The following is a 15,686-nucleotide window of genomic DNA, read 5'->3' on the forward strand; positions in this document are numbered from 1 at the left end:
CACCTTCAAGTTGCAGCAACGGGTTTGGGCTCCTGCTCTTGCAACAGCCGCCACATCACCTTGCCGCTGCCGCTCTTGGGCAGAGCCTCGACAAACTGCACCACGCGCGGGCATTTGTACACCGCCATGTTGTCGCGGCACCAGTCCATGATGTCTTGCTCGCTGACCTGGCCGCGGGCGCTGTCACGCAGCACAACCACCGCCTTCACGCTCTCGCCGCGGTAAGCGTCCTGCGTGGAAATGACGCAGGCTTCGGCGATGGCGGGGTGGCGGAACATGAGCGCTTCCACCTCGGCCGGCCACACCTTGAAGCCGCTGGCGTTGATCATGCGCTTGAGGCGGTCGGTGATGAAAAAGTAACCGTCTTCGTCCACCCGGCCCAGGTCCCCCGAGCGGAAATAGCGCTGACCTTCCAAGGTGATGAAGGCCGCTTCGGTGGCGTCAGGCCGCTTCCAGTAGCCCGAAAACACCGAGGGCCCACGGATGATGATTTCGCCCGCCTCGCCCTGGGGCATTTCTTGCAAGGTGTCGGGGTCCACCACGCGCGCGTCCACGCTCATGAACGGTATGCCCAGGCACTGCTGCTTGGGCGCCTCGGGCGGGTTGTTGTGCGAGGGCGCTGCGGTTTCGGTCAGGCCATAGCCTTCAGCGTAGCGCAGGCCGTACTGTTCAAACAGGCGCTGCGCCACCGCCTGGGGCATGGCGGCACCGCCACCACCAATGAGCACCAGGCTGGACAGGTCGTACTGCGCAAAGTTGGGGCTGGCCAGCAGGTCGATCACCATGGTGGGGATGTTGGACCAGTGCGTGACACGCCATTTTGAAATGAGGCGACCGGCCAGCTCGCGGTCCCAGCGCGGCATGACCACCAGCGTGGCGCCGGTGTAAATACCCGCGTGCATGCCCACCACCATGCCGGTGATGTGAAACATGGGCACCACCACGAGCGAGACGTTTTCAGGCGTGCTGCTGCCCCACAGCGAACCGGCCACCGCGTTGTGCATCAGGCTGGCGTGGGTGTGCATGCAGCCCTTGGGCAAGCCGGTGGTGCCGCTGGTGTAGGGCAACACGCTCAGGTCGGTGGGCTGGCGGTTGTGCAGCGGTGGCGCAGCGCTGCCGCTCAGCGCATCGGCCCAGTCCACCACCGTGCCGCCGGGCAGGCTGGGCAGCGGGTGGCGGGCGGCCAGCCACTCGGTCCAGGCGGGGGGAATGTCGGCCTGCGGCCCAATGGCGTCGTGGTAGTGCGCCACCACCAGGTGCTGGAGTTGCTGGGCGGCAGGCAGCTCGGCGTTGGCCTTGAGCAATTCGCCGGCCAGGTCGGCGGCACAAATGGCCACCTTCACGTCCGGGTCGGTGATGTAGTGGCCCAGCTCGGCCGCGCGGTTCATGGGGTTCACCGGCACCACCACGGCGTTGGCGCGCAGGATGGCGAAATGCGCCACCACCCACTGGGGCGCGTTTTGCATCAGCAAGATCACTCGGTCGCCGGCCTGCACACCCTGCGTGTGCAGGTGAGCCGCCAGGCGCTCGGCCTGCGCCAGCAGTTCGCGGTAGGTGGTTACCTGGTCAAAAAACACCAGCGCAGGCTTGTCGGGGTAGCGGCGCGCGCTGACCACCAGGTTGTCCCACAACGAGGTGGCGGGTGGCGTGATGCGGTGCGGCAGGCGCTTGGGCCAAAACCGGTGGTGCGGACGCTCGGCCGGTGGTGCTGCATCGGCGGCGGTGGTGTGGCTGTTCATGGGTTTGTCTCCAGCAGCGGGTCTTGTGCGGCAAAGCATACGAGCCACACGCCAGATGGGACAACACGGCATGTCGCCCGTGGGACCACGCAATGTGGCACGGAACGTGCGAGTACCAACGGGCGAACGTGGACAGGTTTGTAACGCCATAGTGTTATGAATTCATTGCATAACCTGCCCACGTAAACCCCGATGCCTTCGCCCTGGGGGCACGGCTACAGACGCTGAGCGGTCGCAAAGAGCACCCCTGTGGTGCACAAGCGCCGAAATATGTGCATCCAACCAACGTATGGAGAAACCCCTGATGAAGATGACTTCCCTGAACCTGACCGCCCTGGGTCTGAGCGCTGCCGCGGCCTTGGTGAGCCTGCCAGCCCATGCCGGCAAAGACCTCGACGCGATCAAGAAACGCGGTGAACTCATCTGCGGCGCCAGCACCGGTCTGGCGGGTTTCTCGGCTGCCGACAGCCAGGGCAAATACGCCGGTCTGGACGTGGACACCTGCCGTGCCGTGGCCGCCGCCGTGTTGGGTGACCCCAACAAAGCGCGCTTTGTGCCGCTGACCGCACAACAGCGCTTCACCGCCCTGCAGTCGGGTGAGATCGACATGCTGTCGCGCAACACCACCTGGACCATGACCCGTGACGCGTCGCTGGGTCTGCACTTTGCGGGCATCAACTTCTACGACGGCCAGGGTTTCATGGTGCCAAAGAAGCTCAAGGTGACGAGTGCCAAACAGCTCAAGGGCGCCACCGTGTGCGTGGAAGCCGGCACCACCACCGAGCTGAACCTGACCGACTATTCGCGCGCCAACAACCTGAACATCAAGCCCGTGGTGTTCAACAACGCCGAAGCCACCACGGCGGCCTATTTCAGCGGGCGCTGCCAGGCGTTCACCACCGACGCGTCGGGCCTGGCGTCTTACCGCTCCAAGCAGGCCGCCAACCCGGCCGACCACGTGATCCTGCCCGAGCTCATTTCCAAAGAGCCACTGGGCCCCATGGTGCGCCGTGGTGACGACGACTTCTTTGCCATCGTCAAGTGGGTCGGCAACGCCCTGCTGGAAGCCGAAGAGTTTGGCATCACCCAGGCCAACGCCGACAAAATGCGCGCCGAGAGCAAAAACCCCAGCGTGATGCGGCTGCTGGGTGCCGGCAACGAAGACACAGGCAAACTGATCGGCCTGGACAAAGAATGGGCGCTGCGCGCTATCAAGGCCGGCGGCAACTACGGCGAGCAGTTTGAACGCCATGTGGGCCCCAAAACCACCATCGGCCTGCCTCGCGGCATCAACAACCTGTGGAACAAGGGCGGCGTGATGTACGCACCACCGGTCCGCTGATGCTTTGAACCACCAAACCGGGACTGGACTGGCTCCATGTCTCGGTTTTTTTATACCTCTCTATTCCCTTGAAAGGCGGTTGTGAGCACTGTTCCACCTCCTCATGCACGAAAACGCTGGTCTCTCAACAGCCGGGCCACCCGTGGCGTGCTGTTTCAGTTGCTGGCCCTGATCCTGGTGGCGCTGTCCATCTGGTTTCTGTCACACAACACCCAAGTCAACATGGCGGCGCGGGGCATCCCCAGCGGCTTTGACTTTCTGGGCGCGCCTGCCGGCTTTGACATCGGCGAAACCGTTATCCCCTACGACCCGAGCCAGAGCTACGCGGTCGCGATTGGTGTGGGCGTGCTCAACACGCTCAAAGTGGCCATTCTGGGCATCGTGTTCACCACCCTGATCGGCGTGGCCATTGGCGTGGGGCGCTTCTCGCGCAACGGTCTGGTACGCGGCCTCTGCTACGGCTACGTCGAGGTTTTTCGCAACATTCCCGTGCTGCTGCAACTGCTGATGTGGTACCTGTTCATGCTGGAGGTGCTGCCTCCGTCCAACGAAGCCTGGAACGCCTTTGGTGGCTTTTTCCTGAGCAAAGGCGGCTTCTCCATGCCCTGGCCCAGCGCGGGTGTGGGCTGGGGCTGGGTCGTGCTCGGCGCCGTAGCCGGCTTGGTGGCCGCCGGCGTGTGGCGCCGGCGCATGCTGAGCCGGTTTGAACGCACGGGGCAAGAAGGCGACCGCCTGTGGGCACCGCTGGCCCTGGTGCTGGTGCTGGCCGTGGTGGGCTGGTTGCTGGGCGGCATGCCCAGCCAATGGGACCTGCCCGAGCAAATGGCCTTCATGGTGGACGGTGGCGCCAGCGCCACGCCCGAGTTCCTGACCGTGTTGATCGGCCTGGTCACGTACACCGCGGCTTTTGTGGCCGAGGTGGTGCGCGGCGGCATCCAGTCGGTCAGCCGCGGCCAGACCGAAGCGGCCAGCGCGCTGGGGCTCACGCCCAAGCACACCATGCGGCTGGTGGTGTTGCCCCAGGCCATGGGCGTGATCATTCCACCGCTGACCAACCAGTACCTCAACCTGACCAAAAACTCGTCGCTCGCCGTGGCGGTGGGCTACCCCGACGTGGTGTCGGTGGCCAACACCACCATCAACCAGAGCGGCCGTGCGGTCGAGTGCATCGCCATCATCATGCTGGTCTACCTCACCACTTCGCTGAGCACCTCGTTGTTCATGAATTGGTACAACGCCCGCAGCGCGATCAAGGAGCGTTGAAACCATGAACAACCAACCATCCAACGCGGTTTTCACCCCCATCGCGCCCCGCCCATCGCCGGTGCGCACCACCGGTTTGGTGGCCTGGGCCCGGCGCAACCTGTTCAGCAGCATCGGCAACACGCTCACCACGCTGTTTGTGCTGACACTGGGCATTTACGCGCTGCCGGGCATCTTGCAATGGGGCGTGGTGCAAGCCGTTTTTGCCCCCGACGCCAGCGCTTGCCAGGCCGCCCGCGGCACCGGGGCCTGCTGGGGCGTGGTGGCTGAAAAGTACCGCCTCATCCTGCTCGGGCGCTATCCGTTTGAAGAACACTGGCGCCCGGTGCTGGCCACCAGCCTCATGCTGGCCGGGCTGGTGGTGAGCTGCATCCGCGTGTTCTGGAAGCCCTGGCTGGCCATCATGTGGGTGGGCATCATGGCGCTGTTCTTTGCGCTCATGGGCGGCGGCGTCATGGGCCTGTCGTCCGTGCGCACCGACCTGTGGGGCGGCCTGCCGCTCACGGTGCTGCTGGCCACGGTGTCCATCTTTCTGGCCTTTCCGCTGGCCATTGTGGTGGCGCTGGGCCGACGCAGCAACCTGCCCGCCATCCGCTCGGTGTGTGTGGTGTACATCGAGCTGGTGCGCGGCGTGCCGCTGATCTCGGTGCTGTTCATGGCCTCGTTCATTTTCCCGCTGTTCATGCCACAGGGGGTGTCCATTGACGTGCTGACCCGCGTGGTGGTGGGCATCACGCTGTTTGCCGCCGCCTACATGGCCGAGATCATCCGCGGTGGTCTGCAAGCCATACCCAAAGGACAGCTCGAAGCCGCCGACACCCTGGGCCTGAGCTACTGGCAGACGCAGCGCAAGGTGGTGCTGCCCCAGGCGCTGGCCATGGTAGTGCCCAGCATCATGAACAACTTCATCTCGATCTTCAAAGACACCTCGCTGGTCACCATCGTGTCCATGTACGAGCTCACCGGTGCGCTGTCGCTGGCTTTGAATTCCGATGTGGAATGGCGCCCGTTCAAGATCGAAGCCTACCTGTTCATCACCCTCGTCTATTTCGCTTTCTGCTTTGCCATGTCGCGCTACAGCCTGTGGGTTGAAAAGCAATTGAGCAGCAGCAAAGCCCGCTGAAGGCGCCCCAGAAGGAACAACAACATGACCGCATCAACCGCCGCTGAACCCATCATCCGTTTCGACAAAGTCAACAAGTGGTACGGCAACGACTTCCATGTGCTGCGCGACATCGACCTCGATGTCGCCAAAGGCGAACGCATCGTGGTGTGCGGCCCGTCGGGCTCGGGGAAGTCCACCCTGATCCGCTGCATCAACCGCCTGGAAGAGCACCAGCAAGGCCACCTCACCGTGGACGGCATTGAGCTCACCGACGACATCAAGGCCATTGACCAGGTGCGCAAAAACGTGGGCATGGTGTTCCAGCAGTTCAACCTGTTTCCGCACCTGACCGTGCTGGAAAACCTCACGCTCTCGCCCATGTGGGTCGGCAAGGTTCCCAAAAAGGAAGCCGAAGAACGCGCCATGCAGCAACTGCAGCGCGTGCGCATTGCCGAGCAGGCCAGCAAATACCCGCTTCAGCTCTCCGGCGGCCAGCAGCAGCGCGTGGCCATTGCCCGGGCGCTGTGCCTCACGCCCAAGATCATGCTGTTTGACGAGCCCACCTCGGCGCTCGACCCGGAAATGATCAAGGAGGTGCTGGACGTGATGATCGAGCTGGCCAACATGGGCATCACCATGATCTGCGTGACGCATGAGATGGGTTTCGCCAAGGCCGTGGCCGACCGCGTGATCTTCATGGACCAGGGACAGATCGTGGAGCAAAACACGCCGCACGAATTTTTCAACAACCCGCAAAACGAGCGCAGCCGGGACTTTCTCTCAAAGATCCTGGGACACTGAGCGCGGCCGATGCCGCCTAAACATGGCGGTGTCCGGCGGGCGGCTCCACCCCCGGCACCGCTTCGTCGGCACGCTGGTGCAGCGCTTCGATGATGTGGCAATGGTCGTCCGAGCCGTCGCAGCGCTTGCGCAAGGCCAGCAGATCACGCTCCAGCACCCGCAACTCGGCCAGGCGCTGGCGCACATGGCCCAGGTGCGCGTCCAGCGCCGTGCTGGCGGTGGCGCAATCGGCCTTGTTGTTGAGTTCCAGCGCCAACAGGGTGCGCACTTCGTCCAGCGACATGTCCAGCGCGCGGCACTGCCGAATGAAGCGCAAACGGTGAATGTCGGCCTCGCTGTAAAGGCGGTAATCGTTACCGGCGCGGGCTTGCGGCTTCAGCAAGCCCTCGCGCTCGTAGTACCGGATATTGGCCGCGCTCACGCCTGAGCGCTGCGCCGCCTCACCAATGCGGTGCACCGGGGTCACCGGCTGGACTTCCATGTTCATGCTTGACCTTAAAGTGGCTTCAAGGTTTTTAATCATGGCATACCTTGAACCCTTGCACGAAAGACACCCGCCATGGCCTGCGCTTGCCACTCCAGCTGCTCCACCGAAACGCCTGCCAACGCAGCCCCGCCGATTGACCCGCGCTGGCGGCGCGCGCTGTGGATTGCGCTCGTGGTCAACGCGGCCATGTTCGGCGTGGAACTGGTGGCTGGCTTGCAAGCCAATTCGGTGTCGCTCTTGGCCGACGCGGTGGACTTTGCCGGTGATGCCGCCAACTACGCGCTGTCCTTGGCCGTGCTGAGCATGGCCCTGGTTTGGCGCAGCCGCGCGGCTTATGTCAAGGGCGCGACCATGTTCGCCTACGGCCTGTTTGTGCTGGCGCGGGCTGGCTGGCTGCTGCAAAGCGGCAGCGTGCCCGAGCCGCTGACCATGGGCGTGGTGGGGTTGGTGGCCTTGCTGGCCAACGCCGGCGTGGCCGTGCTGCTGTACGCGTTTCGCACGGGCGACGCCAATATGCGCAGCGTGTGGCTGTGCTCGCGCAACGACGCGCTGTCCAACCTGGCGGTCATGGCAGCCGCGCTCGGGGTGTTCGGCACCGGCTCGGCCTGGCCCGACCTGGCGGTGGCCGCAGTCATGGCCGTGCTGGCGCTCACAGCGGGGCTCTCCGTCATGCGCCAGGCGCGGGCCGAGCTGGCCCAGGCTTCATCAACGCGCCCCACACAGGCGCCACAGGCGGTGGGAATCCCCCACGCCGACTGAACTTTCCGCCGGCGCGCTTATCATTCAACGCCATGCGCCACCTGTTGCTCGCCCTCCTCATTGCCCTGCTGCCCTTGCGCGCCTGGGTGGGCGACGCCATGGCGGTGTCCATGATGGGCCACACGGCAACCAGCATGGTGGCAGCAGGGGCGCAGCCCGACTGCCCGGACCACGCGGGCGAGGGGCCTCTGGCCCTGAGCCTGAGCGCGGGGCACGATCTGCATGGCAGCACAGCCGAAGGACAGCAGCCTGACCACCCCCAAGACCACCAGCACAGCGCCTGCGACGTGTGCAACGGCCCCGCGCTGGTCGTCGGACTGCTCTTGTCCGCCACGGTGTCGCAGCACCACACCCTGCTCGCGCTGCCTGCCGAGCGCTTTGCCAGCGTTGCGCTGCAGCAAGGCATCAAGCCACCCATCTCCTGAGCATCCAAGCCCGTAGTGCGTCTGCCGCGGCCCCCTTCGGGCCTGTGCGGCGGGCGCTGGTTTGTTTTGTCAGGAGATCCCCATGCCTGTTTTTAGGCGCCATGTACCCACCCGCACGCCAGCGGGCACTCTTCAACGACCGCCCCTGAAGGCGCCTTTCGCACACCTGTGGTGGGCCGCCCTGCTGTGTGCAGCGCCTGCGCTGGCCCAGCCATCTGCGGCCCTGCGCGCGGCCGACCCCGCCACGCCCGCGCCCGCCAGCGCCGTGCAGGTGCTGCCAACCGCAGCCCCCGCCCAGCCACTGGAGTTGCCCACCGACATCGAGCGCGCTCGGGCCATCTGGCAGCAGGCCAACCAGCGCGTGGCCGAGTTCCCCCGTGGCCACATCGACATCCTTCGCTGGGAGGCCCAAAACCCCGGCGGCACGCCGTCCGCCGAGGCACCGGTGGCTACCGCACCCACGCTCGACGTGGCCGAGGCCGTGCGCATCTCGCTGCGCCACCGCCCGGCCCTGCTGGTCCACGCGGGCATGAGCGAGCCCGAGCAGGGCGAAGTGCAGCGGGCTTACGTGGCCCATGTCCAAGCCGTGCACACCGCCTGGGTGGAGGCCGTCACCGCCCGCCACAGCCTGCGCCTGATGACCGATGCGCTGTCAGCCGCGAGCACCGGCGTGGCCCTGGGGCAGCGCATGGTGCTGGCCGGCAACTGGAGCCAGGCCAAACTGCTGCGCGAACAGGTGCAAGAAGCCGCCGCACACCAGGCGGCCGCGCGGGCCCAGCAAGCAAAACACAGAGCCGACGAACAGCTCGCCCGCCTGTTGGGCCAGTGGGACGGGGCAGCCATAGCCGCCCTGCTGCAGCGCCTGCCGACCAGCTTGCCGGCGTTGCCTGAGCAAGTCACGCCCGGCCCCGGTATCAGCCCGGCCGAGGTGGAAGGCGCTGCGCTGCGCGGTCACCCCACGCTGGCCTGGCAGCTCACCGAAGCGCGCCGCCAGCTCGCCGCAGTGCCCCCCGCGCGGCTGGCCGCCTGGCATGAAGCGGTGAACAAGGTCGTTCAAGCCGACCCCGCAACAGCCCGGGAAGTCCCCTGGACCGCACCGCAGATCGACAACTTGCCGCTGCTGCGCGACCACGCCCTGGAACGCGCGGTGCGCGCAGAGTCCACGCTGCTGCAGGCGGCTGCCGAGCGCCGGTCGATGGCGCGCGAGGCCTGGGCGAATCTGCAAGCCCAGCACGCCAGCGCACGCCACGCGCAAGACGTGGTCAGCCCGCTGCAAACCACGCTGGAGCAAGAAACCCTGCTGCGCTACAACGGCATGCTGCAAAGCACCTGGGACCTGCTGGCCCAGGCCCGCGAGCGGCTGGCCTCGCTGGACGCGGCACATCTGGCCCGCCGTGACTTCTGGCTCGCCCACAACGCCTGGCAAGCCCTGCTCGCCGGGGGCGACTACCAGGGCCCCGGCACTTCGTCTGCCCTCGGCGGCAGCGCCAGCACACCACCCAAAGGACACTGACCATGACGCAAGCCATGAACCGACGCAACTTTTTCGCGGGCGCTGCGGTCACCGCGGTGGCCGCCGCCAGCGTGAGCCGCGTGGCCCTGGCCGCGCTGCCCGAAGCGGTGCAACAAACCAGCGCCGACACCGCAGCCCCCTGGACGCCACCCGGCGTGACCGGAGCCGGCCGGCCCTACAACCCGGTGGTCACGCTCAACGGCTGGACCCTGCCCTGGCGCATGAACAACGGCGTAAAAGAATTCCACCTGGTGGCCGAACCGGTGGTGCGCGAGATGGCACCCGGCTTTCTGGTCAACATGTGGGGCTACAACGGCCAGAGCCCCGGCCCCACCATTGAGGTGGTGGAAGGCGACAAGGTGCGCATTTTTGTGACCAACCGCCTGCCCGAGCCCACCACCATCCACTGGCACGGCCAGCGCCTGCCCAATGGCATGGACGGGGTGAGCGGTCTCAACCAGCCCTACATACCGGCCGGCAAAACCTTTGTGTATGAATTTGAAGCGCGCCGGCCCGGCACCTTCATGTACCACCCGCACGCCGACGAAATGACGCAAATGGCCATGGGCATGATGGGATTCTGGGTCACACACCCGAAGCAGAAACACCCGCTGATTGACGACGTGCAGCGCGACTACTGCTTCCTGCTCAACGCCTTTGACGTGGAACCCGGCAGCATGACGCCGCAGGTCAACACCATGCTGGACTTCAACATCTGGAGCTTCAACAGCCGTGTATTCCCCGGCCTGAGCCCTTTGGTGGCGCGCCTGGGCGAGCGCGTGCGCGTGCGCGTGGGCAACCTCACCATGACCAACCACCCGGTGCACATCCACGGCATTGAATTTGAAGTGACCGGCACCGACGGCGGCCCGGTGCCCAAAACCGCGCGCTGGCCCGAGGTGACCACCGATGTGGCCGTGGGCCAGATGCGGCAGATCGAGTTTTTGGCCGACGAGCCCGGCGACTGGGCCATGCACTGCCACAAGAGCCACCACACCATGGGCGCCATGGGCCACGGCGTGCCCACCATGATCGGCGCTGACCACCGCGGCCTGCTCAAAGGCTTGCAAAAAGCCGTACCCGACTACATGGTGATGGGGGAGCGCGGCATGGCCGACATGAAAGAGATGGAGATGGAGCTGCCCCACAACACCTTCCCCATGATGAGCGGCACCGGGCCTTATGGCCCCATTGGCATGGGCGGCATGTTCACCACGCTCAAGGTGCGCGCCGACCAGAAACCAGGCGACTACACCGACCCCGGCTGGTACCAGCAGCCGCCCGGCACCCGGGCTCGCGAGGTGGCCACGCCCACCGCCCAGGCATCGCCGCCCGCCAGCGCTGCGCCATCAAATCGGTCATCAACCCCAACCGCTCCCATCGGCTCGGCCCGCAAGCCACAAGGCCATGGCGGCCACCACTGAACACAAGGAACCCACCCATGTACACACCAGCACCGACCCGCCGCCGCTTTCAGCAACTGCTGATCGGCCTGCCCTTGTTGCCACTGGCCACCACGGCCTGGCTGCCCACAGCCGCGCAAGCCCACGGCGAGCGCCACGACGGCCACACCAAGGCCGGCCCTGTGGTGAAAGAACAAAAGCCCTGGGGCATTGCGGCCGAGCCCAGCGAAGCGAAACGCACCGTCGAGATCCGCATGACCGACGACATGAAATTCACACCCAGCCACCTGGACGTGCGCGAGGGCGAAACGCTGCGGCTTCGCGCCGTGAACCAGGGCAAGGTGATGCACGAAATCGTCATCGGCACGCGTGAGGAACTGGCCGCGCACGCCGAGATGATGAAAAAGCACCCCGGCATGGAACACGACGAGCCCTACATGGCCCATGTGTCCCCAGGCAAGCGGGGCGACATCGTCTGGACCTTCAACCGCGCCGGTGACTTCGAATTTGCCTGCCTGATCCCCGGCCACTTTGAAGCCGGCATGCGCGGCACCGTGCGCGTGCGCGCGGCCTGAACCCCTTTGCTTGAACCGGAGAAACCCCATGAAACGACGTTCCTTGTTGCGCGCCTCGCCCGCGCTGGCCGCCCTGGCCCTGCTGCCCGCGCTGGGCACCGCCCAAACGGCCCCGGCCCTGCCGGTGCTGCAAGTCTGGAAAGACCCCAACTGCGGCTGCTGCAACGACTGGATCAGCTACCTCAAGCGCGACGGCTTTCAGGTGCAGACCTTTGACACCGGCAACACCGCGGTGCGCAAGCGCCTGGGCCTGCCCGACAAATACGGCTCGTGCCACACGGGTCTAATTGGTGGCTACGTCATTGAAGGGCATGTGAATGCGCGCGAAATTCGCCGTCTGCTGGCCGAAAAGCCCAAGGCCATTGGCTTGTCAGTGCCCGGCATGCCCGTGGGCAGCCCCGGCATGGACGGCCCGGAATACGGCGCCCGCAAAGACCCCTACGACGTGGTGCTGGTGCTGGCCGACGGCAGCAGCCGCGTCTACCAATCGTATTTCCGCGGCTGACCCGATCGTCACCACCCTGCATACAGGAAACCACACCATGCACACACCCAACACCCTGAAAACCGTGAAACACGGCTACCGCGCCACCGCCCTGCTGGCCCTGTTGCTGGGCAGCGGTCTGGCTCTTGCGCAAACGCACAACCACGCGCACGGCACTCCGACAACACCCGCAGCAGCCTCGCCGGCAGCACCCACTGAAACCGCCAGCAGCAGCCTGCCCTGGGCCGAGGCCGAGGTGCGCCGGGTCGATACCGCAGCAGGCAAGATCAGCCTGAAACACGGCGAAATCAAAAACCTGGACATGCCCCCCATGACCATGGTGTTTCAGCTGCAAGACAAAGCCCTCCTGGGCAACCTGAAAGCTGGCGACCGCGTTCGCTTCACGGCCGACAAAGTCAACGGCAGCTACACCGTGCTGGCACTCGAACCCGCGCCTTGAACTTTGTGTGTACCCAAGCATGACAAAGAGGCCACCGATGCCATGCTTGGGTACACATGGGCGGCGGCTGAGCCCAGAACTGGCCCCGCAAGTTCCTCTTCATCTGCTCTTTTACATGGAGGTGTGTCCCTAGACTCGGGTGCTTGAACGGTCGGTATGCGAGACCAACGGCCTCAAGTCTTACACCGAGTTGACGAAACTCAATGAACCATTGAAACGATCGGATGACCCCATGCGCACCAACCTGCCTGTAACCCAGAGCGAATTTGTCATCCCTGAGGGTGTCACCCTCGTTTCGACGACCGACCTGAAAAGCCACATCACCTACTGCAACCCGGCTTTCATTGCGGTGAGCGGTTTCAGCCGCGAAGAACTGATCGGTCAGCCGCACAACCTGGTGCGCCACCCCGACATGCCACCGGAAGCCTACCGGGACATGTGGGCCACATTGGCCAGCGGCTTCCCGTGGTCTGCCCTGGTAAAAAACCGACGCAAAAATGGCGACCACTATTGGGTGGTGGCCAACGCCACGCCCATCATGGAAAACGGCCAGGCGGCCGGCTACATGTCGGTGCGCACCAAACCCACCCGCGAGCAGATTCAAGAAGCCGAAGCCCTCTACGCCCGCATGCGCAGCGAAGCCGAAAGCGGCCATGCCCGAGTGGCTTTGCACCGTGGCCGTGTGGTGCGCACCGGCCTGGTGGGCACACTGCAGCGCGCCAGCCAGCTGACGCTGGGCCGGCGCATTGGCCTAATTTGTGGCGTGCTCGCGCTCGTGGGCATGGCGCTCGGCGCCGGCTTGGCCAGCATGGGCACCCCCGCGTTGCTGGCAGGTGCAGCTGGGATGGTATTGCTGGCCGGAGCGGCAGCTTGGATGCTGCGAGGCCAAATGGTGGGCCCCCTGCACGACGCCGTGCTGTTTGCCAACCTCATGGCGGCGGGCGATCTCTCGGCCCGCTTCAAAGGACAGACCAGCGGCGATTTCGGTGATCTCGGGCGCGCGCTCAACCAGCTCAACGTGAACCTGCAAGCGGTGGTATCGGATGTGCGCCACGAGGTCGAAGGCGTGCAAGTGGCGTCCAATGAAATCGCCAGCGGCAACCAGGACCTGTCCTCACGCACCGAATCTCAGGCCAGCAGCCTGGAAGAAACCGCCGCCTCCATGGAGCAACTCACCAGCACGGTGCAACAAAGTGCGAACACCTCGCGCGAAGCGGCCGTGCTCGCGCAGCGGGCCGCTACCGTGGCCCGCCAGGGAAATGAAGCCATGGGCCAGGTGGTCAGCACCATGGACGACATCAGCCGCTCGTCCAGCCGCATCGGGGAAATCATCCAGGTGATCGACGGCATTTCATTCCAGACCAACATTCTGGCGCTCAACGCTGCGGTGGAAGCGGCCCGGGCCGGCGAACAGGGCCGGGGCTTTGCCGTGGTGGCGGCCGAAGTGCGCAACCTGGCGCAGCGCACGCTGGGCGCAGCGAAAGAGATCAAGGTGCTGATCGACGAGTCGGCCAGCAAAGTGGCCCATGGCAGCCAACTGGTGCACAGCGCCGGCCAGACCATGGGTGACGTGGTGGGTGCCGTCGAACAGGTCAGCGGCCTGATCACGGAAATCACCAGCGCCACCAACGAACAGTCGCTGGGCATCGCTCAGATCAACCAGGCGGTGGGCCAACTCGATTCCGTCACCCAGCAAAACTCGGCCATGGTGGAAGAGCTGGCCGCTGCGGCGGGCTCGCTGCAGTCCCAGGCGCAGGTCATGCACGAGGCCGTGCAGATCTTCCGGCTTGACAAGCGGGCCGTGGCACTGCGCTGAACCCGGGCGAGCGCCAAAACAGGCGCCATGGCGGGCCGTGGGGGCTGTAAGGGCCGTGCTAATGTAGCGACATGCCCCAAAATATTCGCTACACCCTGCTGTCGCTGCGCGATCTGGCGGTGTCCATTGGCCCCGTGGCCCTGCTCACAGCCACCCTGCTGGCCCTCACCTACTGGTGGCTCGACCCCAACCCGCCCAAGCGGGTGGTGCTGGCCACCGGCCCCGCCCAGAGCGCCTACGACGAGTTTGGCAAACGCTACGCCGAAGCCCTGCAGCGCTACGGCATCACCGTCGAGTTGCTGCCGTCTGAAGGCTCTTCGGCCAACCTGGAACTGCTGCGCTCGGGCCAGGCCGACCTGGGTTTTGTGCAAGGTGGTACGGCCGACATTGGCTACGATGACGAAGAATCCATTGCCTCGCTGGGCAGCCTGTTCGTAGAACCCTTGTGGCTGTTTTACCGCGAAGACGCGGCGCAGCGGCTCAACCAAACGCCCACAGTGGCCAACCTGGCCGACCTGCAAGGCTGGCGGGTGAACGTGGGTACGCCAGGCAGTGGCGTGCCCCGGCTGTTTTCCACCCTGCTCGATGTCAACCGCATCGACACCGGCCAGATTCAGCTCAGCGAACTGGAACAAACGCCGGCCACCGTGGCGTTTCTCAATGGCGAGCTGGACGCCGTGGTGTTTGCGTCGGCGCCCGAGTCGTTGATGGTGCAGATGCTGCTTCAAACCCCGGGCATCAAGCTGATGGACTTTGCCCAGAGCGAAGCCTATTCACGCCGCTTTGGTTACCTCACACCGGTGGTCATGCCGCAAGGTGTGGTCGACCTGGCCGCCGACATTCCCACCCGCGACGTGCGCCTGGTGGCGTCCACCACCAGCCTGCTCGCCAGCGCCAAGACACACCCGGCTATCCTGCAGCTGTTTGCCCAAGCATCCACCGGCTTGCATGGCCGCCCGGGCTGGTTCAGCCGAGCCCGCGAATACCCCAGCCTGGAGCACAGCGAGGTGCCCGTGTCACCCGAGGCTGTGCGCGCTATCCAGAACGGCCCGCCGTTTTTGCAGCGCTACCTGCCGTTCTGGATGGCCAACCTGATTGAGCGCATGTGGCTGGCCATGGGTCTGATCATCGCGCTGGCACTGCCCCTGTCCCGCATCGTGCCGCCGCTCTACACCTTCCGCATCCGCTCGCGGGTGTTCCGCTGGTACGCCGAGTTGCGCGACATCGAACAGCGCCACGAAAGCGCCAAAGAAAAAGACGCGACCCCGGTGCAAGCCCTGCTTGAGCAGCTCGACGAGATGGAGACCAAGGTCGAAAAAATCGTGGTCCCGCTGTCGTACACCGACGAACTCTACGCCCTGCGCAATAACATCCACCTGGTCAGAAAGAAGCTGCTGCGCAAGGGATAGCCCTGAGAAGCACCCGCAACAAGGAGCGTGGGGGCTACGTGGCCGCAGCGCAGGGCCGCCCCAAGCAAGGCCAGCCCCCGCGGGGGCAGCGACCCGCGCAGCGGC

At 65.3% G+C, this 15,686-nt stretch carries 15 protein-coding genes; 13 read left to right on the forward strand and 2 right to left on the reverse strand.

The genetic code is table 11. The features are described 5' to 3' along the window. Positions 1-5: 5 nt before the first annotated feature. A complete protein-coding gene (locus AC4QBL_RS10140; protein WP_472907104.1) occupies positions 6-1,739 on the reverse strand; it encodes a long-chain fatty acid--CoA ligase in 1,734 nt (577 codons plus the stop codon). Positions 1,740-2,049: 310 nt separating this feature from the next. Here AC4QBL_RS10140 and AC4QBL_RS10145 point away from each other — a divergent pair, with 310 nt between their 5' ends. The 4 genes from AC4QBL_RS10145 (at position 2,050) to AC4QBL_RS10160 (ending at position 6,250) form a co-directional block, all read left to right on the forward strand. Beyond that, positions 2,050-3,081 (forward strand): amino acid ABC transporter substrate-binding protein, encoded by a 1,032-nt coding sequence (locus AC4QBL_RS10145; RefSeq protein WP_472907174.1) that lies wholly within the window; start codon positions 2,050-2,052, stop codon positions 3,079-3,081. Between the two features lie 81 nt (positions 3,082-3,162). Then, on the forward strand, positions 3,163-4,344 hold the full coding sequence (locus AC4QBL_RS10150) for an amino acid ABC transporter permease (protein ID WP_472907103.1): 1,182 nt from the start codon (positions 3,163-3,165) through the stop codon (positions 4,342-4,344). Positions 4,345-4,348: 4 nt separating this feature from the next. Further along, positions 4,349-5,467 carry an amino acid ABC transporter permease gene (locus AC4QBL_RS10155; protein WP_472907102.1) on the forward strand — a complete coding sequence of 373 codons (1,119 nt, stop codon included), beginning with the start codon at positions 4,349-4,351 and terminating at the stop codon, positions 5,465-5,467. Between the two features lie 24 nt (positions 5,468-5,491). Next, positions 5,492-6,250, forward strand: a complete 759-nt coding sequence (locus AC4QBL_RS10160; protein ID WP_472907101.1) for an amino acid ABC transporter ATP-binding protein — start codon at positions 5,492-5,494, stop codon at positions 6,248-6,250. 16 nt (positions 6,251-6,266) lie between these two features. On the opposite strand, the gene AC4QBL_RS10165 is transcribed toward AC4QBL_RS10160, so the two are convergent. Beyond that, complete coding sequence (locus tag AC4QBL_RS10165; protein ID WP_472907173.1) at positions 6,267-6,731, reverse strand: Cd(II)/Pb(II)-responsive transcriptional regulator; 465 nt, start codon at positions 6,729-6,731, stop codon at positions 6,267-6,269. Between the two features lie 78 nt (positions 6,732-6,809). On the opposite strand from AC4QBL_RS10165, the gene AC4QBL_RS10170 reads away from it, so the two are divergent. The 9 genes from AC4QBL_RS10170 to AC4QBL_RS10210 all read left to right on the forward strand — a co-directional run bounded on the left by AC4QBL_RS10170 (position 6,810) and on the right by AC4QBL_RS10210 (position 15,581). Next, on the forward strand, positions 6,810-7,496 hold the full coding sequence (locus AC4QBL_RS10170; RefSeq protein WP_472907100.1) for a cation efflux transmembrane domain-containing protein: 687 nt from the start codon (positions 6,810-6,812) through the stop codon (positions 7,494-7,496). 32 nt (positions 7,497-7,528) lie between these two features. Further along, positions 7,529-7,921, forward strand: coding sequence for a hypothetical protein (locus AC4QBL_RS10175; protein ID WP_472907099.1), 393 nt, complete (start codon positions 7,529-7,531; stop codon positions 7,919-7,921). An 82-nt stretch (positions 7,922-8,003) separates the two neighbouring features. Continuing rightward, positions 8,004-9,434, forward strand: coding sequence for a TolC family protein (locus AC4QBL_RS10180; protein ID WP_472907098.1), 1,431 nt, complete (start codon positions 8,004-8,006; stop codon positions 9,432-9,434). A 14-nt stretch (positions 9,435-9,448) separates the two neighbouring features. Next, positions 9,449-10,858, forward strand: coding sequence for a multicopper oxidase family protein (locus tag AC4QBL_RS10185; protein ID WP_472907172.1), 1,410 nt, complete (start codon positions 9,449-9,451; stop codon positions 10,856-10,858). A gap of 17 nt (positions 10,859-10,875) precedes the next feature. Further along, entirely contained in the window at positions 10,876-11,412 is a 537-nt protein-coding gene (locus tag AC4QBL_RS10190) for a cupredoxin domain-containing protein (RefSeq protein WP_472907097.1), read from the forward strand. Positions 11,413-11,440: 28 nt separating this feature from the next. Further along, positions 11,441-11,917: a DUF411 domain-containing protein gene (locus AC4QBL_RS10195; protein ID WP_472899835.1), complete on the forward strand. Its 477-nt coding sequence runs from the start codon at positions 11,441-11,443 to the stop codon at positions 11,915-11,917. A 37-nt stretch (positions 11,918-11,954) separates the two neighbouring features. Then, entirely contained in the window at positions 11,955-12,356 is a 402-nt protein-coding gene (locus AC4QBL_RS10200) for a copper-binding protein (protein ID WP_472899836.1), read from the forward strand. Between the two features lie 232 nt (positions 12,357-12,588). Next, the gene (locus AC4QBL_RS10205) at positions 12,589-14,172 is read left to right on the forward strand and encodes a methyl-accepting chemotaxis protein (RefSeq protein WP_472907096.1); all 1,584 of its coding nucleotides are present in this window, start codon (positions 12,589-12,591) and stop codon (positions 14,170-14,172) included. 71 nt (positions 14,173-14,243) lie between these two features. Further along, positions 14,244-15,581, forward strand: a complete 1,338-nt coding sequence (locus tag AC4QBL_RS10210; RefSeq protein WP_472907095.1) for a TAXI family TRAP transporter solute-binding subunit — start codon at positions 14,244-14,246, stop codon at positions 15,579-15,581. Positions 15,582-15,686 lie beyond the last annotated feature (105 nt).

It is taken from the genome of Hydrogenophaga sp. L99, from assembly GCF_058731905.1.

What these genes read in the sequence shown, in the direction of transcription:
- AC4QBL_RS10140 (WP_472907104.1), bottom strand. Translation starts at nt 1,739, where the DNA reads ATGAACAGCCACACCACCGCCGCCGATGCAGCACCACCGGCCGAGCGT.
- AC4QBL_RS10145 (WP_472907174.1), top strand. Translation starts at nt 2,050, where the DNA reads ATGACTTCCCTGAACCTGACCGCCCTGGGTCTGAGCGCTGCCGCGGCC.
- AC4QBL_RS10155 (WP_472907102.1), top strand. Translation starts at nt 4,349, where the DNA reads ATGAACAACCAACCATCCAACGCGGTTTTCACCCCCATCGCGCCCCGC.
- AC4QBL_RS10160 (WP_472907101.1), top strand. Translation starts at nt 5,492, where the DNA reads ATGACCGCATCAACCGCCGCTGAACCCATCATCCGTTTCGACAAAGTC.
- AC4QBL_RS10165 (WP_472907173.1), bottom strand. Translation starts at nt 6,731, where the DNA reads ATGGAAGTCCAGCCGGTGACCCCGGTGCACCGCATTGGTGAGGCGGCG.
- AC4QBL_RS10170 (WP_472907100.1), top strand. Translation starts at nt 6,810, where the DNA reads ATGGCCTGCGCTTGCCACTCCAGCTGCTCCACCGAAACGCCTGCCAAC.
- AC4QBL_RS10175 (WP_472907099.1), top strand. Translation starts at nt 7,529, where the DNA reads ATGCGCCACCTGTTGCTCGCCCTCCTCATTGCCCTGCTGCCCTTGCGC.
- AC4QBL_RS10180 (WP_472907098.1), top strand. Translation starts at nt 8,004, where the DNA reads ATGCCTGTTTTTAGGCGCCATGTACCCACCCGCACGCCAGCGGGCACT.
- AC4QBL_RS10185 (WP_472907172.1), top strand. Translation starts at nt 9,449, where the DNA reads ATGAACCGACGCAACTTTTTCGCGGGCGCTGCGGTCACCGCGGTGGCC.
- AC4QBL_RS10190 (WP_472907097.1), top strand. Translation starts at nt 10,876, where the DNA reads ATGTACACACCAGCACCGACCCGCCGCCGCTTTCAGCAACTGCTGATC.
- AC4QBL_RS10195 (WP_472899835.1), top strand. Translation starts at nt 11,441, where the DNA reads ATGAAACGACGTTCCTTGTTGCGCGCCTCGCCCGCGCTGGCCGCCCTG.
- AC4QBL_RS10200 (WP_472899836.1), top strand. Translation starts at nt 11,955, where the DNA reads ATGCACACACCCAACACCCTGAAAACCGTGAAACACGGCTACCGCGCC.
- AC4QBL_RS10205 (WP_472907096.1), top strand. Translation starts at nt 12,589, where the DNA reads ATGCGCACCAACCTGCCTGTAACCCAGAGCGAATTTGTCATCCCTGAG.
- AC4QBL_RS10210 (WP_472907095.1), top strand. Translation starts at nt 14,244, where the DNA reads ATGCCCCAAAATATTCGCTACACCCTGCTGTCGCTGCGCGATCTGGCG.